The following is a 22,217-nucleotide window of genomic DNA, read 5'->3' as shown; positions in this document are numbered from 1 at the left end:
GGGCTGGTGCTGTAGCTCAGGGGTTTCCAGTATCTTTATTGGATCCATTAGTTGTTACGCAACTTACGAAAAGTTCGATAGCGATCGGCTCTCAATTTCCACTAAACAGTCATACTTTCTCACTATTGAAACACACTAGCTTGTTAGTACGCCCCTCACGCCCTCAAATACAAAAGGCACCCGCCCTGGCCCTGCAACAGGTTGCTGACGCCATCGCCCTGGATGTGATCGTCGCCCGAACCGCCGGTGACGTTCTCGATGCCGGTCAGACTGTCGCTGCCGGTCTGGGTACTGGTTGACGTACCGGCCTGCAAGTCCACCGTGGCCGCCGCCGACGGGGCCGACAAATCCCTGCGCCAAGTCGTAGTACTTGTCGGCATAGGCAAAAACGCTGCCATTGAGGTGCTCGGCGCCAGTGTTGCGCTCGACGATGTCCTTGATCAGGAACTGGTCGGAATCCGGCAACTGGCCGCCGAAGGCTATGTGCCGCGCAACCGTATGCTCGAACTGGAACGCAGCGGTTCTGACCTCAATGCGCAAAACGGCTTTGCCCTCGCCTTCTAGGCGATGCGTATCACGCACTCCCATCGCCCGGACTCAACTCTTTCTCCCAGGCCCGCCTCAACAACTTGATGACCTGCGCATCCGAGGTCTGGGAAAAATCCAGGTACCAACGGCCGATCGACATCAGCCAATCCGGAATCAGCGGGCAAATCAGCTCATCCACTTCATTGCGCAGCGCCTCCGCGGTCTCAATCGGCGCAACCGGCACCGCGACGACAATCCGAGCCGGCGCGTGCACCCGCACCGCGTGGATCGCCGCCATCATCGAGGCGCCCGTCGCCAGGCCGTCGTCGATCAGAATCACCACCTGATCCTTGAGTTGCGCCGGCGCGCGCTCGCCCCGGTAAACCTGCTCGCGACGCAACAGCTCTCGGGTTTCCCGGGCGACCACGGCGTCGAACGTGGCCTTATCAATCGGGTGAACCCGCAGTGCGTGCTCATTGAGAATCTGGATGCCTCCACTGGCGATCGCGCCCATGGCGAACTCCTCATGGGACGGCACCCCGAGCTTACGCACCAGCATCAGGTCGAGACGGACTTCCAGGGCAGCGGCCACTTCATAGGCCACCGGCACACCGCCACGGGGCAAGGCGAGAACGATAACGTCAGGGCGATGCGCGTACTTGAGCAACGGTTCCACCAGACGCCGACCGGCAGCGGCCCGGTCTTGCAGAAGGGTGGGCGATGAGGAATCCATTGGAAAACCTCCTCAGGCGATCACGCCTGTCGGTTCGCGTCACAGGGTCTCCCACGATTGTCAGTCTGAAGGTGGCCGACAGCAAGCCCGCCCGCCTACACCAACCGCTCAATCGCCTGATGCTTCCAGACCTTTTTGTAGTACGCCGTCTGCAACACCAGCATGCCCAGATACGCCACCGGAAAGGCCATCCACACACCCTGCAACCCAAACTGCCCGTCCAGCACATACGCCACCGGCAACTGCACCCCGACCACGCAAAAAATCGAAATCGCCATCGGCACCAGCACTGAACCACTGGCGCGCATGATGCCGCCGACAATCGCCTGGAAGCCAAACACCAACAGACTCCAGAGCATGATGTGCAACAGATGCTCCGCCATCGCCCGGGTGGAATCCTCGGTGAGGAACAACCCCAGTAACCAGTGTGACAGCAGATAACCCAACACCACCAAGCCACCGGTCAGGCACACATTGATCAACAGCCCCGTGCGTAGAATCGGCCCCATGCGCTCAAGCCGCCCTGCCCCGATCGCCTGAGCGCCAAGAATCGACGCCGTGATCGCAATCGACAGCGCCGGAAACTGCACGTAATTGACGATCTGCGTCACCGCCCCATACGCCGCTGTCGCCTGCGAACCGTGCTGATTCACCAGCGCCAGAATCACCAACTCCGACACCGACAACACCACCATCTGCAACCCGGTCGGCAAGCCGATGCGCAACACCTTGCCAAGAATCACCAGATCCAGGCGCATCGCCGCAAACATCTCCCGATCCGGCGCCAACGGATGCCCCTTGCGAATCAACCGCCACGCCAACCACCCCATCGCCGACAAATTCCCTGCCAACCCGGCATACGCCGCACTCTGAATCCCCATCATCGGCAACCCGAACCACCCTCGAATCAACGCCGGTGTCAGCGCCAACCCGATACACGTCGAAACCACCAACGCAATCAGCGGCGACACCGTATCGCTGACCCCGCGCAGCAATTGGGTGAAGAGCACGTAGACCAGCAGCGACGGCATGATCCACATCATCACGTGGGCGTAAGACACCGCGTCGTCTATAACGTCGGCCGGTGTGCCGAGGCCTTGGAGGGCTGGTCGTGCGAAGACACTGCCCAAAATCGCCGCGACCAAACCGATCATCGCGCCCAAGAGCAGCGTGGTGCCGGCGATGGTTTTCACCAAGTGCGGCTCGCGTGCGCCCCAGGCTTGGCCGATGAGTACGCCCGCACCCGCGCCGAGGCCGATGACCAGGGCGATGAAGAAGAAGACGATGGGGAACATACCCGAGACCGCCGCCAGGGCTTGGGTGCCGAGCATTTGGCCGATGTAGATGCTGTTGATGGTGCCCGACATGGATTGGAGGAAATTGGAGAGGACCATGGGGGCGAGGAAAAGGAGGTAGGTTTTCCAGAGGGGGTGGCTGGTTGTGGGGGTTTGCATTGAGGGTCCGTCTCGGGTGGGGGCTCGCGGTTTGCAAATTCTACGCTAGGGAGCTGACACCAATGCGCTCCGATTTCGAAGATTTAGAGCGTAGGGACGATGTGAGCTTTCGGCCAGAAGCGGACATACCAGATCCTCTCGCTCCACCCCTCGCAATTGAAGCCTCTCTTTCCTGCCAGGGGCTGTAGATGATCTCTCCGCCCGACGACCTTGCATAGGTATAGGGGGTATACCTATCATGCGTAAAGTATAGGTAGGGGGGGGTATCCCGTGGGTCATATCGCAGCAAACAAAGACGATCTTCTCAAACGCGTAAAACGTATCGCCGGACAAATCCAAGCCGTTGAACGGGCATTGGAATCGGATCTCGATTGCGCCAAAACACTGCACCTTGTTGCCGCCACTCGCGGAGCCATCAACGGCTTGATGGAGGAAATCATCGAGGACCACGCGCGTGAGCATGTCGCGAACCCTGCTCTCAGCGAAGAAGAGCGTAACAAGGGCGTCGAAGAGCTTCTTGAAGCCATTCGCCGTTACTCCAAGTGAACGCATCCAGGTACACACTCATGAGTAGCACCAACATCAACCACACACATGACCACGTCTTCCTTGGCTCAGCGCACGACGAAAATGCCAAGCGTACGCTTTGGGTTGTGGCACTGACCGTTGTGATGATGGTTGGCGAGATCACCGCCGGCTATATCACGGGCTCGATGGCATTACTGGCCGATGGCTTTCACATGGCAACCCATGCCGGCGCATTGGGCATCGCGGCCGTCGCTTACGGATACGCAAAACGCCACGCTTCCAGCCAGCGCTACAGTTTCGGTACCGGAAAGGTTGGAGACTTGGGCGGGTTCGCCTCGGCGCTGATTCTCGGTATGGTCTCCCTGGGAATTGGCGTTGAGTCTGTCATGCGCCTCTTGCAGCCAACGGAAGTTCAGTTCGGCACCGCTACGCTCATCGCGATTGCCGGTTTGATCGTCAACATTGTCAGTGCCCTCCTGCTGGGTCACGGGCACAGCCATGGGCACGATCATGATGATCATGGCCATGCCCATCACGGGAACGACAACAACTTGAAATCGGCCTACGTCCACGTCATCGCGGACGCGCTGACTTCGGTTCTGGCCATTGCTGCACTGCTCGCCGGCCGGTATCTCGGTTGGGTGTGGCTGGACCCGGTCATGGGCATCGTCGGTGCCATCGTTATCGCGCGTTGGGCATGGACCTTGATGAGGGTTACCGCAGGTGTACTGCTGGATCAGACAGATGCGCACGTTGCCGAGGAGATCCGCGAACTGGTTGAGAAACCGGGGGATGCCATCATCACGGACTTGCACGTCTGGCGTGTTGGACCGCAAGCGCATGCGGCCATCGTCAGCGTCCTTGGTGAGGCCACTGCAAACGCCGACAGCATTCGTGAGCGTCTCAAGCCGGTTCACGAAGTCAGCCATCTGACGGTCGAGTTTCGACCGGTCTGATTCAGCACCTCCCCACCATTGTCTCCAAAGGAACCCGCAATGCCTCTAGGGAAACGTGAACTGGCGCGGATCGAACGCCGGTTGATGACCACGCTCACCGAAGCGTGCGAAACAGCAAAAGGTGAAATCAAAGGCTTTACCTGGCTCACCCACACCGCTGATCTGAACGCGCTGGCTGAAACCCTGAAGGTAATCTGGGTGTTCGAAACCCTGGCTGACAGAAAGCTCGCCCTGGTTGACGCGAAGGCGCGCATCTTTGAGCTGACGGCCATCGCGCTGAATGAGGCCAACATCGACCTGAACCCTTCAGACCACAGTGTCCGCTTCGACTCTGAGGAAGAGTGCCAACGCACTCAGGGTGGCGACTGGAAAAATCGCCTGACTCAATCACGTGTGGCCAAAGGTGACTGACAATGGCTAAAGAAATCGAAAATCCCTGCATCTCAGTTTGCCAGCTGAGTGGTGATCTGTGTGTGAGTTGCGGGCGAAGCAAGGAAGACATCAGAAAGTGGAAACGCATGAAGCGGCCTGAAAAAATGGCCGCTGTGCAAAGGGCGAATGTGCGCTTGAAAGGGCTGAAGAAAGCACACGGATAGTCACTTGCCCTGGATGACCACTTTGGGTTGATTTCAGCCCGTCGCGAAAGACCGCAATCGGCCCAGAGTGTGTAAAAACGCCTCCGCGAACCCTTGCTATGATTTCTGAGGATTTTCATCGCAGGGATCGCCCATGAAGCGCTTTATTCAAGGTGAACATCGAGGCGCAGGCACCTTACTTCCCTAGAGCCTCGACGATTACGTCACGGACCAATCCGGTGCGCGTAGTCGACGTCTTTGTCGACGAACTTGACCTGGTCAAACTGGATTTTGAAGGCGCCATACCGGCAGATACTGGCCGGCCGGCTTCCCACCCCGCTGTCCTGCTGAAGATCTACATCTACGGCTATCTGAACCGCATTCAGTCGAGCCGGCGCCTGGAACGAGAAGCCCAACGCAACGTCAAGCTGATGTGGCTGACCGGGCGTTTGATGCCCGATTTCAAGACCATCGCCAACTTCCGAAAAGACAACAGCAAGGCCATCCGAGGCGTCTGCCGCCAGTTCGTGGTGCTCTGTCAGCAGCTGGGATTATTCGGAGAAAATCTGGTTGCCATCCAGTGCGGCAAGTCCGAGGGTGGCGACCAGCAGCCCAGGCACAGATCTACAGGCCGCGTTGACGTCGATGTGCGTGGCTAATCCAGGATGAACAGGTCCCCTTCCACATCTGTATCGCCGTGTTTGCGACTCTCCGCCGCAGAGTCGTAGACGATCAGCAGAGCCTCCCCAGGCTGCTCGCCCGATTGGAACAGACACATGCCCTCAGCGTGATCGTTGCCTTGCCCGAAAGGCACCTCCAGCACCTTCTCCAATTGATCGGTGAAGACCACGCTTTCCTCGTCGGACGCGAAACCGCCGCTCCAGCGCAAGACCGTTACCGGACCGTCCTGCTCCATGGTAGGGCCCGCCAGGATCAGCAGATCGTCACCGCGGGTGCACAGGTCACGCAAGCCCAGGCCATTGAGCGCGAAGAAGTGCTTGCGGTAGCGGCGCCCATCCGGACCGATCTTCTTCAGCACCAGCGTGTCAGACGAGGCGTCGTTCAGCTCGGGTTCGATCTCCAACAACACGGCCCAGCCGCGTAAAACCGGTCCACGCAGCCCTAGCAGAAGGCGCGAGCCGATCACCACCAACCCTTCGATATCGAAGCCGTTGTCCTTACCCGGGATACGCAGGAAGTCGCGTAGCTGAGGATCTTCAGCAATCGCCGCGGTCAGGTCGTTACCGGCTTCGTTGCCCTGCAACTGCGCCGCCGTACGTCCATCGGCATCCACTTTCCTGGCGAGTACATAACTGTCGTTCTGCTGCACCACAGGGATGCGGGCCAGCAGAAAGCGATTGCCGTCCGCCTCTACCGTCGACAGGCGCTTGATATTCTTCTGTGCAGAAGTGCCGGCCTCGGCCTTCTTGCGCTTCAAGCTATGGGAGCCCACCACCCAGAGGTAACCACTGTCATGGGCATAGGCCAAGCCCTCGATATCGATCTCGGCGTCTTGTTTCGGCAGGGGCAGATCCAGATATTCCAGGAGTGGAAATGATTGGTGCTCGTCGCACCTTACAACGCCGCCGGGCGTAGCATCCTGGATTTTCAGGCGTTCCAGGCTCGTGGTTTCGTCGTTCGCCACCCAGAGTGTGTCGTCAATCTGCTGAGCGACCGAAAGGCCATCGCGCAACGACGCAAACGCCCGATCAAAGCTCAACAGCGCAAAATTGTTTCGGTCGCTCATGAGCGGTCTCCTGTCTTTATGGCGCGGCACGCCGGTTATTCAGAACCAGATTCTGCGCGTGTTCTTCGTCCAGTGCATGCGCTCGTCCTGGCCGACCGGTCCACCGCTGGTGGCTTAGGTCCCTTCGCTGCCGCTGTTAAGCCAACCCGCAATAGTTCCGTCAACTTCCAAAATAGCCGACTAACGGTTACCCCCGTGGGCACAAAGCCTGCAATAACTCCATTGACGAACATTTGACGTCAATCTACCGCCATACGGATTTCCTAATCAGCAGGCCCAACTGACACAGCTCAATAGCGCAGGTTCGAGCGCAACTGTGGCCGCAACATTCTCCGCATACAGGATTCTTGACATGATCGACCTCGCCACCTGGAATTTAAGCATCCCTGAAGGCAGCCCACCGGCCACCATAGAAACGCCTCGACTGGCGCAAGGGTTCAAGGACCAGTATTTCAGTCCTGAAGCCGCTACCCTTTCCTTCTGGGCACCTGTGACCGGTTCCAGGACGGCCAACGCTATTTACCCGCGTAGCGAGTTGCGGGAAACCTATAGCGATGGAACGCTGCGCAACTGGCAGTATTCAGCGGCGGATAACATTCTGCGGGCGAGTCTGACCGTCAATCAGGTGCCCAGCACCGGCAAGATCGTGATTGGTCAGATTCACAACAAGGACAGCAACAGCCCCATGGTGAAGCTGGAGTACCAATACAAAACGTCGACTTCGACGGGAAACATTGTCGCCAAGGTGCGCATGCATCCCGACGATGAAGCAGGCCAGGTCATTACCATTGCGACGGGTGTGCCGCTCAACCGCGACTTTTCCTACCAGATCCACCTCAGCCCGAAGGGCGCGCTGGGCATCAGCGCAGCAGGATACAACTGGAGAACCACCATCGACCCGAGCTGGAAGACCAAACCACTGTATTTCAAAGCGGGTGCATATGTGCAGGACAACACCGGCTATCCCACCGAGGGCGGAAAAGTGACGTTCAGGATGCTGGAGATCCATCACAAAATTTAGTCGCTTCATTAGGTCACTACCGTTGGCACGCCGATCCGAAGGGTGAAGACTTTAATGGATTTCCTCGTCGATCGGCTACCAAGTGACTAGCTGTCATGAACTCAACCGCGCAGGCCGCAGATGCCCTCGAAGCCTTTCAAAACCATTGCCTGCGCATACAGTGGGATATGCTGCTATCGCAGGCGGGTGTCGAAGGTGGGTGTCGAAGGTGGCGGCACGCATCCTTACAGGGTGCCATCACGTTCACTATCGCAAAAAAGGCAAGCGGGACGAGGAATGCATCAGATTGGTGGCGAAGGCTTCCCAGAGAAGAGTGATCCTGAATTATGAACGCTCTTTCCTGCGCCCGGTGCTGGATTGAGTTAACTAACCTTAAAGGGGTCGGTCGATTGCACCATTCGCGATGGGCAGCAATCGGGCCAGAAGCGGACGTTCGGCTTGGGTAGCCTCGAGCCGAATTGCAGGAACAGCTGCTGGAAATATGATCTTGGCCCGGAGGTCAAAACGTCCGGCTTGGCACTTTCATCTCGGCGCCATGGACTATGATCTAGTATGCGATTTGACAAAACGCTGTCACTCTTTCGCTCAGTTTTTTTGATTCATTCCGAGACAAAACATCTTCCGATAGTCAGATGGCGATGTACCTAGATGAGCGCCAAATTGTTGTCTTAAAGATAGGGGCGTTCCAAAACCTACTTCACCCGCGATGCATTCAATCGGTAATTCAGTCGTTTCCAGTAGCTCCTGCGCTCTGACAACTCGTTCAGCGTTTAACCATTTGGATACGGTAGTGCCGGTGGCCTCCTTAAACCGACGAGTAAAGGTGCGCCTACTCATTTTAGCCATGTCTGCCAGGACGTCGAGCGACAGATTACCGGCCAGGTTTATGCGGGCCCACGCTAGTACATCAGACAAATGAGTCTCGCTAGATAACTGCGGCACAGGATGCTCTACGTATTGAGCTTGGCCTCCCTGCCTATGCGGCGGGGTCACCAGCATCTTCGCGGTACGATTCGCCACATCAGCACCGAGCCGCTGGCGTACCAGATGCAGGCAACAATCGATTGCCGCTACGGTTCCCGCAGAGGTCATTATATTGCCGGCACTGACATAGAGCACCTCAGGCCGAAAACGAACCTCAGGGAAACGTCGCGCAAATTCGTCACGGGCCACCCAGTGAGTCGTAGCCTCTTTCCCATCAAGTAGCCCGGCATCGCCCAGCACAAATGCGCCTAGGCATAACCCTACTATCAGCTTGCCTTTGGAATTGGCGAGCTGTAGGGCTTTCACAAGCTGTGCAGATGCAGCGACCGATTGATCGCCCCACGCTGGAATGACAATTACGTCAGATGCCTCCATCAGTTCTAGGCCATGGGTGACCGCCAGTCCGATGCCTTGGTCACTGCTCACCACTCCCGGCACCTCAGCACAGTAATTGATCTCGTAACGAGGTTCATCAGGCGCGGATTGAGCTGCACCTAGCACGACTCCCGGCACAGAGAGATGGAAGAGGCTTACGCCGTTGAACGCTAGAACAGCAACACGTATGGATTGCATCTGTCAGCCTCAGATTCACCCTGTATGGCTCAAGCCTATCGCACACAGGAATTATGGACGACCGCTCACGCGGACGCATTTTCACGGAGAGTGGGACATGTCGACCACCATCAGCATCCACAGAGAACGCTCATCGATTGGCCCAATTATATCGAAATATGTCATTCAGGCCACTGTCAGGCACGTAAGCGTTCGGCAAGAATGATGTCCTTGATGAATCAACAGGATTAATCCGATGAAACTCAGAACTCTGACTCTTGCCATTAGCGTTGCAGCCACTACACCGGCGTTCGCGGCTACAAGCGCCGCCGTAGCGCCTGACGCATCTCATAAAGTGGATTTGCAGCAAGTGCGTAACGCAACGGCAAAAATCACCTATGGCGGTACGACCTTTCTGATCGACCCGATGCTGGCAAAAAAGGGTGCATATCCAGGATTTGAAAATACCTACCGTAGCAACCTGCGCAATCCATTGGTTGACCTGACCGAGTCGCCCGAAAAAGTGATCTCAGGTGTCGACGCTGTCATCGTCACTCATACGCATCTTGACCACTGGGACGATGCTGCACAGAAAGCACTGCCTAAAGACATCCCTCTGTTCGCTCAGCATGAAGAAGATGCGCAGCTGATTCGCTCCCAAGGTTTCAAGAATGTGCGCGTACTGACTGATGAAGCTGAATTCGGCGGTGTCAAAATCACCAAGACTGGCGGTCAACATGGCACAGACGAGATGTATGCCGTGCCAGCACTCGCTAAACCGCTAGGTGAAGCCATGGGCGTAGTCTTCCAAGCGCCAGGCTACAAGACCCTTTACCTTGCTGGCGATACTGTCTGGCGTAAAGAGGTCGATCAGACCATCGAGAAGTATCATCCCGAAGTCATTGTACTCAATGCCGGGAAAGCAATGATGACCGGGTATAAGGGGTCCATTATCATGGGCGAGGAAGACGTACTACGCGCTTCAAAGGCTGCGAAAGACGCGAAAATTGTTGCGGTGCACATGGACGCAATCAACCACATGTCCCTGACCCGTGAAGAGCTGCGCACCTACGTCAAGAAGCACGGTATCGAAAGCCAAGTCGATATTCCGGAAGACGGCACTTCGCTGGAATACTGATTAATTGGGCCGTAGATGACGCTGGCTTATCTGCACGCGAAAGCTCGGCCCCTCTACAACATCACGTTGATAATTTGACTGGAGATTATTCATGAAGCGAGGTCTCGTTGTAGTGGATCTGCAAAACGAATACCTACCCACTGGCAAGTTGCCTTTGACCGGCATCTACACCGCTGTCGAGAATGCTATCCGGGTGATCAGCCACGCCCGTGATACGGGATTTCCTGTTTTCCACATACGGCATGAGTCCGCTGAAGGCGCTCCAATCTTTGCAAAGGGATCCACTGGTGCGGAAATTCAACCAGATGTAGCTCCACAAGGTAATGAACCTGTAATCGTAAAAAAACACATTAACGCCTTCAGGGAAACTGATCTGAAGCAGCAGTTGGAAGCCGCTGATGTCCAGGAAATTGTGGTCATAGGTGCGATGAGCCACATGTGCATCGACGCTGTAGTACGTGCTGCGGCGGACATGGGTTATCCGGTTACTGTGCTGCATGACGCCTGCGCCACCCTGGATCTCACATTTCGCGGTGTGAACGTGCCTGCCGCTCAAGCGCATGCAGCGATGATGGCAGCTTTTGAGTTCGGCTACGGAACCGTTAAATCTGTGGACGATTACCTCTCGGCGTAAGCTCGTAACAATTCAGTCTTTGCTTCAAATAAGTTAAAAAGCATTTAGGCACAATCTCCCTTCCCGCACAGCAAAAGGGCCCTGGGGGGCTCTTGTTGTTGATGATAATTATCGGGCCATCCATGACTCGACGGTGTAAGCACCGTTTTTTGCCTTTTCATTTCTCAGACTTGGGTGATTGACGTTCTAGCTTCGTCGGCCTGAAGGTGTCTATACACTCACCCGACATGCTTCAGCCGTGCCGGCTTCCATGATGCGATCTCCTGATTCGGTATTCGCTGTGACTAGCGGTTATGGATCTTATGCATCTAATAGCGAGTGTCCTCTTTTGACCGATGGCTGCCCTCCACGAAGGGCAGCTTTGGGTCGGTTTCTGCCGGTCACCACCGGCAGCTATGGGTTCAGAGTGTGTAAAAACGCTTCGTCAAAATTGAAGTTTGCGCGTCTATGTGAAATCTAAAAATTATCGGCTGCTCAGCCGATCTGGACTTTGCGTAGAAACGCGATTTTCAGTCCAATACTGGGCTCCAATCGCGCTGAAAAACGTTTTTACACAACCTCGGCCAGAAGCAGACATTCTGCCTGCCAATATTCTCCTGCTTTAGATTTTACTGGATTTCCGTAAATGGAATATCATTCAGTTAGTTCGCTTCGCTAACCGAGGTCGATTACAGTAGTGGTCCAAACTTAATCTTCATATTTATGAAGTCATATGCAAGCCGGAGACAAGTTGCCACAATAGGAAATCGCTTCATTAAAGTATCTATGATATCGATGTAGTTCAATGACCCTCTAAAAAAACAACACAAAGTATTACACACTGATAGCTACCTAATTAAAAGCTGATTAACTATTTTCTTTCCAGCAACCACTCGTCGCCATGCAGAAAAAAAATTCAACTTTTTCTAGAGCGGGTGACTCCCACCAATACAGCCATCAAGTCGGTGTGTACATTTTCTGATTGATTGGCGATTACTGATAGGAGATAGCAATGAACTACGAAGATCGCGATACCTATGGCATGTACAAAACCAACCTCCTACGAGATACCGGCGCCGAGGAACAGGGGCCTGGCCCCGACCTAATGGGGGCAGACACACTCATTGGAAATGATGTTTATAACCATAACGAAGAGGACTTGGGGGATATTAAGGAAATCATGCTAGATGTTCGCAGCGGTAGAGTGAGTTATGCCGTTCTATCCTTTGGTGGCTTTCTTGGCATGGGAGAAAAACTGTTTGCGGTGCCCTGGAATGCATTGACACTCGATACAGTAAATAAGCGCTTTGTACTAAACGTAGAGAAAGAGCGCTTGGAAAATGCACCAGGTTTTGACAAGGACAGTTGGCCTAATATGGCCGAGGAGTCTTGGTCAACAGAAATCCATTCTTTCTATGGAACTAAACCCTACGATTACGACACTATCAAAAGATAAAGTCGACAAGAGCTAACTGTCCATATCCGAAACGAAGAGAGATGCGCGCCGAGCAAAACAACAACATGTTAAAGCTGGTCATTGGGGGTGCCAAACCCTAAGGCGCGCATTGCGGTGAGAAAAGGTTCTGTCGGCCAAAAGAAGTCATTTCCCACTCCTGGAAACATGCCCATCAGCTATAGATTTTAGGATTGAAACGACCTGTCAGGATTTGGGCTTAAGCATTAGCCCCCGGTGTCAGGATAGTTGTCGCCTCTCCGATTTTTCTTGAAAGCACATATCGGGGGCGGAAAGAGACTGGTCGTGCCGTACTATTCACCTGAACGCAGAGCCGCATTACTAAAAATGCTGCTTCCCCCACTGAACCTGTCGATGGCCGAGGTTTCCCGGCGCGAAGGGGTCAGCGAAATGTCGTTATCCAACTGGCGTAAAAAGATCAGTACTGAAGAAAATGCAGTGCCCGAAGACAAACCACTCCCGGAGAAATGGTCTGCTGAAGCCCGGTTCGCTGTTGTCCTTGAAACCGCCGGCCTGTCGCAGCTTGAGCTGGGTGAGTATTGCCGGCGAAAAGGTCCACCAGCGTGCGGCCAACGCCGCGCAATGCCTTGAGCGAGATCGAGCGGCAAGCCATCGTGACGTTGTGCAACAGCCCGGCGTACGCCCATCTACCGCCTAGCCAAATCGTTCCGCGTCTGGCTGACGAGGCGCGTTATCTGGCGTCGGAGGCGACGTTTTATCGTGTTCTGCGCGCGTCGGGGCAGCAACAACATCGAGGCCGTAGCCAGCGGCCCCGGCGCCATGCAGCGCCGACGACGTACGCGGCGCAAGCACCCAATCAGGTGTGGTCGTGGGACATCACCTGCTTTGGCTAAACGTTCGCGCAAATGGCTAATGCCGATCAGATGGACTCAGTTTCACCGGGTAATTTTACGCACACTTTACGGCTAGCCATGTTGAGTCAATTGATACTGTGCGGTGCTCATCAGCCAGGCGTTTTCATGTCTATTGCAGTACTGCGGCTTATCGGATTTATCCTGGGTATTTTTTTGATCACGTTGGCCGTGAGCATGGTGATTCCCATGTTTACACTGGTGGTTTATGACCGCAGTGATGATCTGTCGGCGTTTCTCTGGTCGAGCCTGATCACGTTGGTCTGTGGGCTGGCGCTGATTATTCGCGGGCGTCCAGAGGTTGCCCAACTTCGTCCACGAGATATGTACCTGTTGACCACGGCCAGTTGGGTTGTCGTCTGCGCCTTTGCGGCTTTGCCAATGGTGCTCATCCATCACATCAGCTATACCGATGCATTTTTTGAAACGATGTCCGGCATCACCACCACCGGCTCGACGATTTTGACGGGGCTGGATACCGCGTCACCAGGATTACTGATTTGGCGTTCGATGCTGCACTGGCTCGGGGGAATTGGTTTTATCGGCATGGCTGTGGCGATTTTGCCTTTGTTGCGAGTCGGCGGCATGCGTTTGTTTCAGACAGAATCTTCAGACTGGTCAGAGAAAGTGACACCACGCTCTCACGTCGCGGCGAAATATATTCTGGTGCTCTACCTCGGGCTGACCGGGGTGTCCGCTCTGGCGCTATGGGTAGCGGGCATGACGCCTTTCGAAGCGATCAATCATGCGATGGCATTTATTTCAACGGGCGGCTTTTCAACCTCGGATGCATCCCTGGCGCACTGGCCTCAACCGGCTATTCATTGGGTATCTGTGGTCGTCATGATACTCGGCAGCCTGCCTTTCACCTTGTATGTCGCCACACTACGGGGCAACAGACGTGCATTATTAAAAGACCATCAGGTGCGAGGGTTCATTGGGTTTCTGGTGATTACCTGACTGCTATTTGGTACGTGGTTGTGCTTCAACAGTAATTACAGCTGGTGGGAAGCGTTTCGTATCGTGGCCGTCAATGTAACCTCGGTGGTCACGACCACGGGTTTAGCCCTCGGGGATTACACCTTATGGGGCAGCTTTTCTGTTTTACTGTTTTTCTATTTGACCTTCGTCGGCGGCTGCTCTGGGCCTACGGCGGGAGGGCTTAAAATATTCCGCTTTCAGGTCGCCTCCTCATTGCTGATGGGCAGCCTGAATCAACTGATTCATCCTCGTGCGGTGATCCGGAAAAAATACAACGGCCATTTCATCGACGAAGACATCGCACGTTCACTGCTGACCTTTTCATTCTTTTTCACCATCACCATCGGTGGCATTGCCCTGGGGTTGGCGCTGATCGGTCTTGATTGGACGACAGCCTTAAGCGGTGCTGCCACCGCAGTATGCAACGTGGGTCCCGGACTGGGGACGATCATTGGTCCAGCAGGCAACTTCTCGACTTTGCCGGATCCGGCAAAATGGCTGCTGACGGTCGGCATGCTCTTGGGAAGGCTGGAAATTCTGACCGTGCTGGTGCTGCTCACACCAGTCTTTTGGAGGTACTAATTGGGTGGTAGGAGCGCGTTTTTTATACCCGCCCGCCGTGGGCGGAAAGCTGACATCCAGGCGCGCCTTAATTTGGCGACCTGTCCACACGCATGCTGATAGGTCAGGCTTCGTAAATGTAGCTGGCGCCTAAACGGAATGTCAGGATTCCGATACCATCAATCACAACCATGCCGAAACGGGTGCCTCGGCCAGCCAACACCGTCAGCGTTTCTGACGCCATCGCTTCGCGTGCCCGCTTGGCTATCGAGCTGAATTGATCGTGGCCGGAGTCGACATTGGTGGCCTCATGCGGTAACAGGGCTCATTGGTTTACGCAGGGTGTCAAGTCATGAGCCGCTGTAGCGCGTTTCGCGGAAGAACCGCCAGCAGCCGAGCAGCCGAGCAGCCCGTACACATGCGCGACCCGGCCCTGCTCCTGTGTGCCGAAATAGGGCCGAACCATCTCGCCGCCGAATTCGAAGAACTCCCCGGGCTTCACCGGGAACCAGCAGCCGTAGTAGTGGCGATCATGGTAGTCACGCTTGCTACCCCAGATGAAGCCAATAGCGCTCGCCAAAGGCAGCTACGGGTCGGTTTCAGCCGGTCGTGAAAGGCAGAAATCGGCCCAGAAGCGGTCAGTCGGGTCGTCGGCCGGCGCCTTCAACCTATCGCCATAAAGCCCCTGGGGAAAATCACCACCCTGCGTATTTCGTCCTCTGTTGATTCTCGTATTGACATATCGATAAATCTCGATATCATCCGCCCCATGGAATTACTCGAAATATTCAAAGCCCTCTCAAACCCTACACGCCTTGAAATCTTGAAAGGCTTGAAGGACCCCGTAAAGAACTTCCCTCCGCAGGATGAAGGTGACGTTCTCACGGTGGGGGTCTGCGTCAGTAGTATTCAAGAGGGTATCGGGCTGTCGCAGTCAACTGTGTCTGGCTATCTTGCCACTCTGCAACGAGTGGGCTTGGTCGAAGTCAGGCGCATCGGTCAGTGGACCTACTACAAGCGCAATGAAGCAACCATCAGTGCGCTTGCCGAGATCATAGGGAAAGATCTGTAATTTTTTACCGTAGGATATCGATATATCTCGATATCCCTTTTTGTCGATACGAGGATATACAATGAAAGCGATGATACTTAAATCATTTGGCGGCCCGGAATCATTCGAACTCTGCGACGTGCCCAAGCCCGTGCCGGGTGCGGGACAAGTCCTGGTGCGGGTACACGCAACTTCCATCAACCCGTTGGATTACCAGGTTCGACGTGGCGACTATGCCGACCTGGTGCCACTGCCGGCCATTACCGGACACGACGTGTCGGGCGTTGTCGAAGAAGTTGGGCCGGGTGTGACGACCTTCGCTCCAGGGGACGAAGTCTGGTACACCCCGCAAATTTTCGACGGACCAGGCAGTTATGCCGAGTACCACGTTGCGGACGAAAGCATCATCGGGAAGAAGCCGCCATCGCTGAGCCATCTTGAGGCGGCAAGTCTGACCCTGGTTGGCGGGACGGTGTGGGAAGCACTGACCGTGCGTGCAGCGCTCAGAGTGGGGGAAAGCATTCTGATCCACGGCGGCGCAGGAGGCGTAGGTCATGTAGCGATCCAGGTGGCCAAAGCCATTGGAGCGCGGGTCTTCACGACTGTGCGCGAAGCAAACTTTGAGTTCGCACGCAGCATGGGTGCCGATGTGCTCATCGACTACGAAAAGGAAGATTACGTCGAAGCCATCCTGCGGGAAACCGGCGGCCACGGCGTGGATGTGGTGTTCGACACCATCGGCGGCAACACACTGACGCGCAGCCCCGACGTGCTCGCCCAACTGGGCCGCGTGGTCTCGATTGTGGACATTGCCCAGCCGCAAAACCTCGTTCAGGCCTGGGGCAAGAACGCGAGTTATCACTTCGTTTTCACCCGACAAAACCGCGGCAAGCTTGATGAGCTGAGCGCATTGGTAGCGCGCGGTCAGCTGCGCCCGCACGTTGGCGCGGTCTATTCGCTGGCCGACCTTGCGCTCGCCCATGCCCGGTTGGAGAGTCCCAACAACGGCCTTCAAGGAAAAATCGTGATTGCAGTCGAGCCATCGCTCATCCCATAAGTGCGTACTTTTAACTGTTTAAGTCATTTTCGAGGAAACACCATGATTTATGAGATCGCTCTGCTCCCCGTTCACAAAGAACGCGTTGAAGCATTCAGACGTGCATTTGCCGAGGTCGCTCCTTTGCTCACCCGCGCAAAGGGTTACGGCGGCCACTTGCTCTCGCAAGGGATTGAAACCCCCGAGCAATTCAACCTGATCGTGCGCTGGGCTTCACTTGAGGATCACACGCCGGACTTCGAAGAGAGTGAAGACCATCGGGTGTTCATGCTGGGCCTGGAGGAATATTTTTCGGAAGAACCGAGGGTCTACCATATTGAAGGCGGCAGCTTTTAATACTGGAGAACATGATGATTCGAACAGCACCGTTAGCATGAGTAATGCTAGAGCCTCAAGAGGATTGTGGCTTTAAAGCAATTGGCCGTTGTCGGAAACAGACGTTCATGACCGGCAACTTTCGGCCCAGAGTGTGTAAAAACGCTTCGTCAAAATTGAAGTTTGCGCGTCTATGTGAAATCTGAAAATTATCGGCTGCTCAGCCGATCTGGATTTTGCGTAGAAACGCGATTTTCAGTCCAACACTGGGCTCCAATCGCGCTGAAAAACGTTTTTACACAACCTCGGCCAGAAGCTGACGCTCAAAAGTGTCGGCGAAATAAGGGGCGATTCAGAAGACAGTAGTTATCTTTTAGCGAGAGGCATTCCTGCCTTTTGAGTAGCGAACGGGAGTCGGGCTCCCGCCGCGATCACATGAGGGGGCGAGTAATGAAGTGGCTGAACCCCTGTTGTACGCCCGCTATGTGTGCTCGTGCGCAATTGATCGGATCGAGCCACTTTCCTCTACATCCGCTTAACCGCAGGAGGGTTCCATTTACCATTGAGCGCCTCGGACTTTGGTCCATACAGCCGCATGGTCAGGTTGAACGCTCCCTTGGGAGCAGGCAGCCAATTGGCGTCCTTGTCTTTGCCGGGGCTCTCGTTTTGGAAGTACAGGTCGAGAGAGCCATCTGCATTGGTCTTGAACGGCATCCAACTACTGACGGCAAAGCGATTGAGCGCATTCCCGACCTGGAAGCCATCGCTATCGTAAAGCGTGATCGACCAGAAAGCGTTTACCGGTGGAGTGGCGCCCTTTTCGAAGTGGAGCGTGTACTTGTTTGCACCGTCGAGGGGCTTGCCGGTGTCGTCGGCGATATTCAGCGGATAGATCGCATCCTCGGGGACGTTGGCGCCGAGCCCTTGCTGCGAGACGATGGCACGCTTGAGGTAGTAGTTGCCGTAAACACCCATCGTATCGGTGTTCATTGACCAGCCGTTGGCGACTCGGGCGAGTGTCGCCAGCTTCCAATTCATGAGTGCCTGAGCTTCGGCGGGCACGGCCTCAAGCGCTTGCTTCACAGCCGGGTCGAGCTTGTCGATATCAAAGCTCTTGCCGGGCTCGATACCAATCCGCTTCATCTGCGCGATGATTGGCTGGTCGGTGCTGTGAGGCGGCTGCAGCTTGAGCAGTTCGGCGGCATAGGCAAAGTACTTGGCCGCAGGCATAGAGTCGATCTGGGTCTTTGGCGGTGTCTTCATGTCGACGCTTGGGTCGATCTGTACCGTCACCGGCTCTGCATTTTTACCCCAGCGCGAGAGGGGTGTTACCTTGTAGCCTGCCTGAATCTTATGCACTGCCGGGTAGTCCGCAGCCCCATCGGTCTTGGTGCGGCCGATGACCCAGACATAAGGCGTTGGTGCTGGCAGATGGCTGAAGCCCTGCGGGACGGTTCCGCTCCAGCCGGGTGGGGTCACCAGGAAGTTGCCCGCCTCGGTGCCGGTTGTGCGCCAGCCGGGCGAGGCAAAGACATCTGTCCACATGTCGAGCATCGGCAGGAGGTAATAGCGCCCGTCGGTGTCCGGTGCGGAGATCACCAGCGCTTCCTTGGTCAGGTCCAGCCAGGCGATGGAATAGAGCGTGTCGAAGTTCGAGCGCACTACGCCCTTGAAATCGGCGGGCGGATATTCCGGCACGCTCACGAACATATTCATCGGGCCTTTACCAAACTCCTTGCCAGGTTCGATGTTGGTGAACTGCTTGCGTGTGATGTCCATGGACAACAGCGGGTAGAAATAGGTGTAAGCATCGATGCCGATGGCGTGTGCTTGTTCAGCAGTAGTCGCTGATTGGGCATGCACCGTTGACAATGGGAAAAGAGCGAGTAATGCCAAAGCGGATGTAATGGATTTAAGTGTTTTGATGTTCAACATTCCGTATACCCCAGCAGTGTTGAATTGTGTACTCGCCGCTCATCCTTCTGCCTAGAAAGTGAGGTCTGCAACAGACGAGGCAAGCATTTTGCGGCGCTACTCAGCGTGTGAGACCGCAAGCACGGTTGCCCAACACGCGACGGCTCATCTCTTCTCGGATAAACGATAGCCCCGGAACTGCTCACGCAACTTATTTTTTTGCAGTTTGCCCGTCGCCATATGCGGCAACGCCTCGACATAGGCCACGTAGTCCGACAACCACCACTTCGCCACTCGGGTTTCGAGATAGCCCAGCAGCTCTTCCTTGCTGGCCGTTCTGCCGGCCTTCAGCACCAGCAGCAGCGGCCATTCCTGTCACTTGGCATGGAGAATCCTGATGACCGCTGCCTCTGCCACCGCCGGGTGACCGACTGCGGCGTTCTCCAGGTCAATCGAGGAAATTCACTCGCCACCGGACTTGATCACATTTTTGGCGCGGTCGGTGATCTTCATGTAACCATCCGGGTCAATGGTGGCGATATCACCGGTATCGAACCGAAAGGAATCCCGATCATGGGCAAGCGCTTGAATGGCTGGCAGTGGACGTGGCCGTGGCCGTGGCTTTTGGTGTGCGTGCCGTGGACTAATCCAGAGGAGTTTAACGCCTAAGCCTAGGCCACTGGCCGCTGTTGGCCGATTCTTGCCTGTAGCGACTGGCTGCAATGGATCGTTTTCAGCCGGTCGCGACAGGCAGAAATCGACAAGAGCAGCCATTCAGCCCACCAAACAACGGACGAATGATGCATTTACTGATTCACCATGGGGTGACAGAAATGGGCTGCCTTGTTGACCCAGTTACTCACAGCTCAGGGAGAGCGACATGTCTGTAGAAATCCAGCTTTCGGAAAATGCGACTGAAGCAGAGCGGTTAGGAATTTTAACTCCGTTACTGGCCCATAATCTGGCCAACGCTGGGAACGACGCCCATGAAACATTTGCCCTGTTGCTACGAAACCCTGACAGTAACGAAGTTATAGGCGGGCTGTACGGCAAGGTCTCATATCGATGGCTGCTCATTGATCTTGTCAGCGTTCCCGAGTCGATGCGTGACCAAGGTATCGGAGAACGGCTAATGCGCATGGCCGAAGATATCGCTCAGAAAAAGAACTGCACGGGTATCTGGCTGGAGACCTTCAGCTTTCAGGCCCCCGGATTTTATCAAAAACTTGGCTACTCCGAATTCGGACGCCTGGCAGACTATCCACCGGGACATACCCGGTTCTATTACCAGAAGTCGTTGTGCTGACAGCGTTTTGATCTTGGCCCGATAGCTGCCTCGTAGGAGACCACATTCGGCCATATACGGACATTCAGGCCATGGAAAATAAATTTGTCCCGTTATTACTGCATCGCTTAGATACAGTGAAAAGTTCGCGACCGAGCGCTCGTGCAATGTCCATATGACCAGTCGGATCCTGCGTTTCCGATTCGAGCAGGAGTTCGGACGTCACGACGCATACGCCGCAATAATCGAAGATCCCATGGTCAATCTGCGTCTTCATGGCGTCGGCATAGCCGTGCCGCTCATAGGTTCCCCCGTCGGCGCCGCCGACACCGACAAGATGAACCCGCAGGTGGCGAAGCTTCTTCACCAGCTTGGCATCCGAACTGAAATCGAACGCCCAGCCATTGGCGAACACGCGATCGATCCATCCCTTGAGAAGCGCTGGCATCGACCACCAGTAGACGGGATAGACCAGCACAAGGGCGTCGGCGCGATCGATCCGCGCCTGCTCGGCGGCAACATCGGCGGGGGGCGGTGCCTCCCTGTGATGGACAGCGAGATCAGCCGCGGTGAACCTCGGATCGAATGCTTGCGCCGAGAGATCCGCGATTTCGAAGGAGTTGCCGGGATCGGCCAGGGATAAGCCTTCGGCGACTTGCGCAGCGAGGCTATGGGTGAGGGACTGGGGATCGTGATGAGCAACAACGATGAGTGCGTGCATGTCGAAAACTCCTGCTAGTGATTGAGGGCGAAAGGGCAAGCCTTATATACTCTTGGTAAGTTACACCCAGTAAGTTACTTTTGGTATATAGCCATGTCAAGCATCGAGACAAGAGAGCAGGATTCCAGTCCGCAGCCGCGTCGGCGAATGTCAAGGGAAGAGAGGCAACGCCAGTTGCTGGACGTCGCCTGGCGGCTAGTCCGGGAGGAAGGCACGGAAGCCTTGACGCTTGGACGGCTCGCCGAGCAAGCGGGCGTGACAAAACCCGTGGTTTACGACCATTTCAGCACGCGGCCCGGGTTGCTGGCGGCGCTCTATCAGGAGTTCGATTCTCGCCAGACCGCTCTCATGGACGCCTCGCTTCAGACGAGCGAACCCACCTTGCTGGACACGGCGACGGTCATCGCATCGTCTTACGTCGACTGCGTGCTTCTCCAGGGCAACGAGATACCCGGCGTGATCGCGGCGTTGGCCAGTTCACCGGAGCTCGAAAAGATCAAGCGCGAGTACGAAGCGATCTTCATGAACAAGTGCCGGATGGCCCTCTCCCCATTCACCAGAGAGGGTGCTATCTCGCCCGCGAGTCTTCGGGCGATGCTCGGTGCAGCCGAGGCCCTGTCCCATGCTGCCGCAACCGGAGAAATAACACCCGAGCAGGCGCAGGACGAACTCTTCGAAACGATCATCGCAATGGTCGACAGAAGCGCGCGCGGTGGCACGCAAAGTGTCGACGATGGCGGCGAGCTGAGCGACTATTGAACCGGAACGCCAAACAGCAGCTAGCTCACGAATCTATCCGACGCTGCACCGAACGTCCGAAAAGGGTCGATTTCTGCCTGTCGCCCCCTGAGGTGGTAGAGGGCCAGCAGATACAGGCGAGCGTCAGCGTCAGTCTATCTGCTGCCTATCATGGCGGGCAGCTGTCGGGGGAAACATGCCGTCTTTTGGTCGCAATCTCCCATCGGATCCTGACACACATTTAAATGACACTAGCGTCAACATACCCACTGTCGTAGCGTCCAGTTCCAATAAATGCTTGGGTGATCCAATTCTAAAGCTGTCGATAGATGCCATGTTTTTGCAATAGGCGGGCGTCACCGCCATCGAAGAACAGTTGTCCGGCGGGCGGTTGAGTGCGGATGCAGGAGGTAGTTCAT

The 22,217-nt window shown here is 55.6% G+C and carries 21 protein-coding genes and 5 pseudogenes; 18 read left to right on the top strand and 8 right to left on the bottom strand.

The features are described 5' to 3' along the window. Positions 1 to 399 precede the first annotated feature (399 nt). Positions 400 to 537 (top strand): annotated as a pseudogene (locus tag ACIQV9_RS00525) (HlyD family type I secretion periplasmic adaptor subunit); the annotation flags it as partial. A 37-nt stretch (positions 538 to 574) separates the two neighbouring features. On the opposite strand, the gene ACIQV9_RS00520 reads toward ACIQV9_RS00525, so the two are convergent. Together ACIQV9_RS00520 and ACIQV9_RS00515 are read right to left on the bottom strand one after the other, a co-directional pair. Beyond that, a complete protein-coding gene (locus ACIQV9_RS00520) occupies positions 575 to 1,261 on the bottom strand; it encodes a phosphoribosyltransferase (protein WP_403096754.1) in 687 nt (228 codons plus the stop codon). 95 nt (positions 1,262 to 1,356) lie between these two features. Continuing rightward, positions 1,357 to 2,715 (bottom strand): MATE family efflux transporter, encoded by a 1,359-nt coding sequence (locus ACIQV9_RS00515; RefSeq protein ID WP_403096752.1) that lies wholly within the window; start codon positions 2,713 to 2,715, stop codon positions 1,357 to 1,359. Between the two features lie 270 nt (positions 2,716 to 2,985). Between ACIQV9_RS00515 and ACIQV9_RS00510 the strand changes: the two genes are divergently transcribed. From ACIQV9_RS00510 to ACIQV9_RS00490, 5 genes and pseudogenes are all read left to right on the top strand, one after another. Beyond that, entirely contained in the window at positions 2,986 to 3,261 is a 276-nt protein-coding gene (locus tag ACIQV9_RS00510) for a metal/formaldehyde-sensitive transcriptional repressor (RefSeq protein WP_004575538.1), read from the top strand. Between the two features lie 20 nt (positions 3,262 to 3,281). Then, complete coding sequence (dmeF, locus tag ACIQV9_RS00505) at positions 3,282 to 4,199, top strand: CDF family Co(II)/Ni(II) efflux transporter DmeF (RefSeq protein ID WP_403096748.1); 918 nt, start codon at positions 3,282 to 3,284, stop codon at positions 4,197 to 4,199. A 39-nt stretch (positions 4,200 to 4,238) separates the two neighbouring features. Continuing rightward, positions 4,239 to 4,610, top strand: coding sequence for a hypothetical protein (locus ACIQV9_RS00500; RefSeq protein WP_403096745.1), 372 nt, complete (start codon positions 4,239 to 4,241; stop codon positions 4,608 to 4,610). A gap of 2 nt (positions 4,611 to 4,612) precedes the next feature. Then, a complete protein-coding gene (locus tag ACIQV9_RS00495; RefSeq protein WP_050683282.1) occupies positions 4,613 to 4,795 on the top strand; it encodes a DUF1289 domain-containing protein in 183 nt (60 codons plus the stop codon). Positions 4,796 to 4,928: 133 nt separating this feature from the next. After that, positions 4,929 to 5,412 (top strand): annotated as a pseudogene (locus tag ACIQV9_RS00490) (transposase); the annotation flags it as partial. Positions 5,413 to 5,429: 17 nt separating this feature from the next. On the opposite strand, the gene ACIQV9_RS00485 reads toward ACIQV9_RS00490, so the two are convergent. Then, positions 5,430 to 6,521 carry a DUF3616 domain-containing protein gene (locus ACIQV9_RS00485; protein WP_403096742.1) on the bottom strand — a complete coding sequence of 364 codons (1,092 nt, stop codon included), beginning with the start codon at positions 6,519 to 6,521 and terminating at the stop codon, positions 5,430 to 5,432. 352 nt (positions 6,522 to 6,873) lie between these two features. Here ACIQV9_RS00485 and ACIQV9_RS00480 point away from each other — a divergent pair, with 352 nt between their 5' ends. After that, entirely contained in the window at positions 6,874 to 7,542 is a 669-nt protein-coding gene (locus tag ACIQV9_RS00480) for a polysaccharide lyase family 7 protein (RefSeq protein ID WP_403096739.1), read from the top strand. A 585-nt stretch (positions 7,543 to 8,127) separates the two neighbouring features. Here ACIQV9_RS00480 and ACIQV9_RS00475 read toward each other — a convergent pair. Further along, on the bottom strand, positions 8,128 to 9,099 hold the full coding sequence (locus ACIQV9_RS00475) for a GlxA family transcriptional regulator (RefSeq protein ID WP_403096736.1): 972 nt from the start codon (positions 9,097 to 9,099) through the stop codon (positions 8,128 to 8,130). Between the two features lie 235 nt (positions 9,100 to 9,334). Between ACIQV9_RS00475 and ACIQV9_RS00470 the strand changes: the two genes are divergently transcribed. From ACIQV9_RS00470 to ACIQV9_RS00450, 5 genes and pseudogenes are all read left to right on the top strand, one after another. Beyond that, complete coding sequence (locus tag ACIQV9_RS00470) at positions 9,335 to 10,216, top strand: MBL fold metallo-hydrolase (protein WP_403096733.1); 882 nt, start codon at positions 9,335 to 9,337, stop codon at positions 10,214 to 10,216. Between the two features lie 91 nt (positions 10,217 to 10,307). Beyond that, positions 10,308 to 10,850, top strand: coding sequence for a cysteine hydrolase family protein (locus ACIQV9_RS00465; protein ID WP_403096730.1), 543 nt, complete (start codon positions 10,308 to 10,310; stop codon positions 10,848 to 10,850). Positions 10,851 to 11,841: 991 nt separating this feature from the next. Then, the gene (locus tag ACIQV9_RS00460) at positions 11,842 to 12,285 is read left to right on the top strand and encodes a PRC-barrel domain-containing protein (protein ID WP_403096727.1); all 444 of its coding nucleotides are present in this window, start codon (positions 11,842 to 11,844) and stop codon (positions 12,283 to 12,285) included. A gap of 303 nt (positions 12,286 to 12,588) precedes the next feature. Then, positions 12,589 to 13,145, top strand: a pseudogene (locus ACIQV9_RS00455) (transposase); the annotation flags it as partial. 138 nt (positions 13,146 to 13,283) lie between these two features. Further along, positions 13,284 to 14,738, top strand: a pseudogene (locus tag ACIQV9_RS00450) (TrkH family potassium uptake protein). A 329-nt stretch (positions 14,739 to 15,067) separates the two neighbouring features. Here ACIQV9_RS00450 and ACIQV9_RS00445 read toward each other — a convergent pair. Further along, positions 15,068 to 15,288 (bottom strand): annotated as a pseudogene (locus tag ACIQV9_RS00445) (N-acetyltransferase); the annotation flags it as partial. 198 nt (positions 15,289 to 15,486) lie between these two features. Here ACIQV9_RS00445 and ACIQV9_RS00440 point away from each other — a divergent pair. From ACIQV9_RS00440 to ACIQV9_RS00430, 3 genes are all read left to right on the top strand, one after another. After that, the gene (locus tag ACIQV9_RS00440; protein WP_095195290.1) at positions 15,487 to 15,789 is read left to right on the top strand and encodes a helix-turn-helix transcriptional regulator; all 303 of its coding nucleotides are present in this window, start codon (positions 15,487 to 15,489) and stop codon (positions 15,787 to 15,789) included. Positions 15,790 to 15,850: 61 nt separating this feature from the next. Beyond that, positions 15,851 to 16,825: a zinc-dependent alcohol dehydrogenase family protein gene (locus ACIQV9_RS00435; RefSeq protein WP_403096723.1), complete on the top strand. Its 975-nt coding sequence runs from the start codon at positions 15,851 to 15,853 to the stop codon at positions 16,823 to 16,825. A gap of 42 nt (positions 16,826 to 16,867) precedes the next feature. Further along, positions 16,868 to 17,161 (top strand): antibiotic biosynthesis monooxygenase family protein, encoded by a 294-nt coding sequence (locus tag ACIQV9_RS00430; protein ID WP_403096720.1) that lies wholly within the window; start codon positions 16,868 to 16,870, stop codon positions 17,159 to 17,161. A 504-nt stretch (positions 17,162 to 17,665) separates the two neighbouring features. On the opposite strand, the gene ACIQV9_RS00425 is transcribed toward ACIQV9_RS00430, so the two are convergent. Next, the gene (locus ACIQV9_RS00425; protein WP_403096717.1) at positions 17,666 to 19,075 is read right to left on the bottom strand and encodes a DUF1254 domain-containing protein; all 1,410 of its coding nucleotides are present in this window, start codon (positions 19,073 to 19,075) and stop codon (positions 17,666 to 17,668) included. Between the two features lie 144 nt (positions 19,076 to 19,219). Next, positions 19,220 to 19,408: a hypothetical protein gene (locus ACIQV9_RS00420; RefSeq protein ID WP_403096714.1), complete on the bottom strand. Its 189-nt coding sequence runs from the start codon at positions 19,406 to 19,408 to the stop codon at positions 19,220 to 19,222. Positions 19,409 to 19,438: 30 nt separating this feature from the next. Here ACIQV9_RS00420 and ACIQV9_RS00415 point away from each other — a divergent pair, with 30 nt between their 5' ends. Both ACIQV9_RS00415 and ACIQV9_RS00410 read left to right on the top strand, forming a co-directional pair. Continuing rightward, positions 19,439 to 19,723, top strand: coding sequence for a hypothetical protein (locus ACIQV9_RS00415; protein ID WP_403096711.1), 285 nt, complete (start codon positions 19,439 to 19,441; stop codon positions 19,721 to 19,723). Between the two features lie 211 nt (positions 19,724 to 19,934). After that, positions 19,935 to 20,360 (top strand): GNAT family N-acetyltransferase, encoded by a 426-nt coding sequence (locus ACIQV9_RS00410; RefSeq protein ID WP_403096708.1) that lies wholly within the window; start codon positions 19,935 to 19,937, stop codon positions 20,358 to 20,360. 64 nt (positions 20,361 to 20,424) lie between these two features. Here the strand turns inward: ACIQV9_RS00410 and ACIQV9_RS00405 are convergent, their stop codons facing one another. Beyond that, complete coding sequence (locus tag ACIQV9_RS00405; RefSeq protein WP_403096704.1) at positions 20,425 to 21,060, bottom strand: NAD(P)H-dependent oxidoreductase; 636 nt, start codon at positions 21,058 to 21,060, stop codon at positions 20,425 to 20,427. Between the two features lie 93 nt (positions 21,061 to 21,153). On the opposite strand from ACIQV9_RS00405, the gene ACIQV9_RS00400 reads away from it, so the two are divergent. Further along, entirely contained in the window at positions 21,154 to 21,819 is a 666-nt protein-coding gene (locus ACIQV9_RS00400) for a TetR/AcrR family transcriptional regulator (RefSeq protein WP_403096701.1), read from the top strand. Positions 21,820 to 22,217 lie beyond the last annotated feature (398 nt).

The organism is Pseudomonas sp. NPDC099000, assembly GCF_044759925.1.
Taxonomy (GTDB): Bacteria; Pseudomonadota; Gammaproteobacteria; order Pseudomonadales; family Pseudomonadaceae; genus Aquipseudomonas.
This window is presented reverse-complemented; position numbering and strand designations above follow the sequence as displayed.

Excerpts from the sequence above, each read along its gene's own strand:
- ACIQV9_RS00520 (WP_403096754.1), bottom strand. The coding sequence starts at position 1,261 with ATGGATTCCTCATCGCCCACCCTTCTGCAAGACCGGGCCGCTGCCGGT.
- ACIQV9_RS00515 (WP_403096752.1), bottom strand. The coding sequence starts at position 2,715 with ATGCAAACCCCCACAACCAGCCACCCCCTCTGGAAAACCTACCTCCTT.
- dmeF (WP_403096748.1), top strand. The coding sequence starts at position 3,282 with ATGAGTAGCACCAACATCAACCACACACATGACCACGTCTTCCTTGGC.
- ACIQV9_RS00500 (WP_403096745.1), top strand. The coding sequence starts at position 4,239 with ATGCCTCTAGGGAAACGTGAACTGGCGCGGATCGAACGCCGGTTGATG.
- ACIQV9_RS00495 (WP_050683282.1), top strand. The coding sequence starts at position 4,613 with ATGGCTAAAGAAATCGAAAATCCCTGCATCTCAGTTTGCCAGCTGAGT.
- ACIQV9_RS00485 (WP_403096742.1), bottom strand. The coding sequence starts at position 6,521 with ATGAGCGACCGAAACAATTTTGCGCTGTTGAGCTTTGATCGGGCGTTT.
- ACIQV9_RS00480 (WP_403096739.1), top strand. The coding sequence starts at position 6,874 with ATGATCGACCTCGCCACCTGGAATTTAAGCATCCCTGAAGGCAGCCCA.
- ACIQV9_RS00475 (WP_403096736.1), bottom strand. The coding sequence starts at position 9,099 with ATGCAATCCATACGTGTTGCTGTTCTAGCGTTCAACGGCGTAAGCCTC.
- ACIQV9_RS00470 (WP_403096733.1), top strand. The coding sequence starts at position 9,335 with ATGAAACTCAGAACTCTGACTCTTGCCATTAGCGTTGCAGCCACTACA.
- ACIQV9_RS00465 (WP_403096730.1), top strand. The coding sequence starts at position 10,308 with ATGAAGCGAGGTCTCGTTGTAGTGGATCTGCAAAACGAATACCTACCC.
- ACIQV9_RS00460 (WP_403096727.1), top strand. The coding sequence starts at position 11,842 with ATGAACTACGAAGATCGCGATACCTATGGCATGTACAAAACCAACCTC.
- ACIQV9_RS00440 (WP_095195290.1), top strand. The coding sequence starts at position 15,487 with ATGGAATTACTCGAAATATTCAAAGCCCTCTCAAACCCTACACGCCTT.
- ACIQV9_RS00435 (WP_403096723.1), top strand. The coding sequence starts at position 15,851 with ATGAAAGCGATGATACTTAAATCATTTGGCGGCCCGGAATCATTCGAA.
- ACIQV9_RS00430 (WP_403096720.1), top strand. The coding sequence starts at position 16,868 with ATGATTTATGAGATCGCTCTGCTCCCCGTTCACAAAGAACGCGTTGAA.
- ACIQV9_RS00425 (WP_403096717.1), bottom strand. The coding sequence starts at position 19,075 with ATGTTGAACATCAAAACACTTAAATCCATTACATCCGCTTTGGCATTA.
- ACIQV9_RS00415 (WP_403096711.1), top strand. The coding sequence starts at position 19,439 with ATGGAGAATCCTGATGACCGCTGCCTCTGCCACCGCCGGGTGACCGAC.
- ACIQV9_RS00410 (WP_403096708.1), top strand. The coding sequence starts at position 19,935 with ATGTCTGTAGAAATCCAGCTTTCGGAAAATGCGACTGAAGCAGAGCGG.
- ACIQV9_RS00405 (WP_403096704.1), bottom strand. The coding sequence starts at position 21,060 with ATGCACGCACTCATCGTTGTTGCTCATCACGATCCCCAGTCCCTCACC.
- ACIQV9_RS00400 (WP_403096701.1), top strand. The coding sequence starts at position 21,154 with ATGTCAAGCATCGAGACAAGAGAGCAGGATTCCAGTCCGCAGCCGCGT.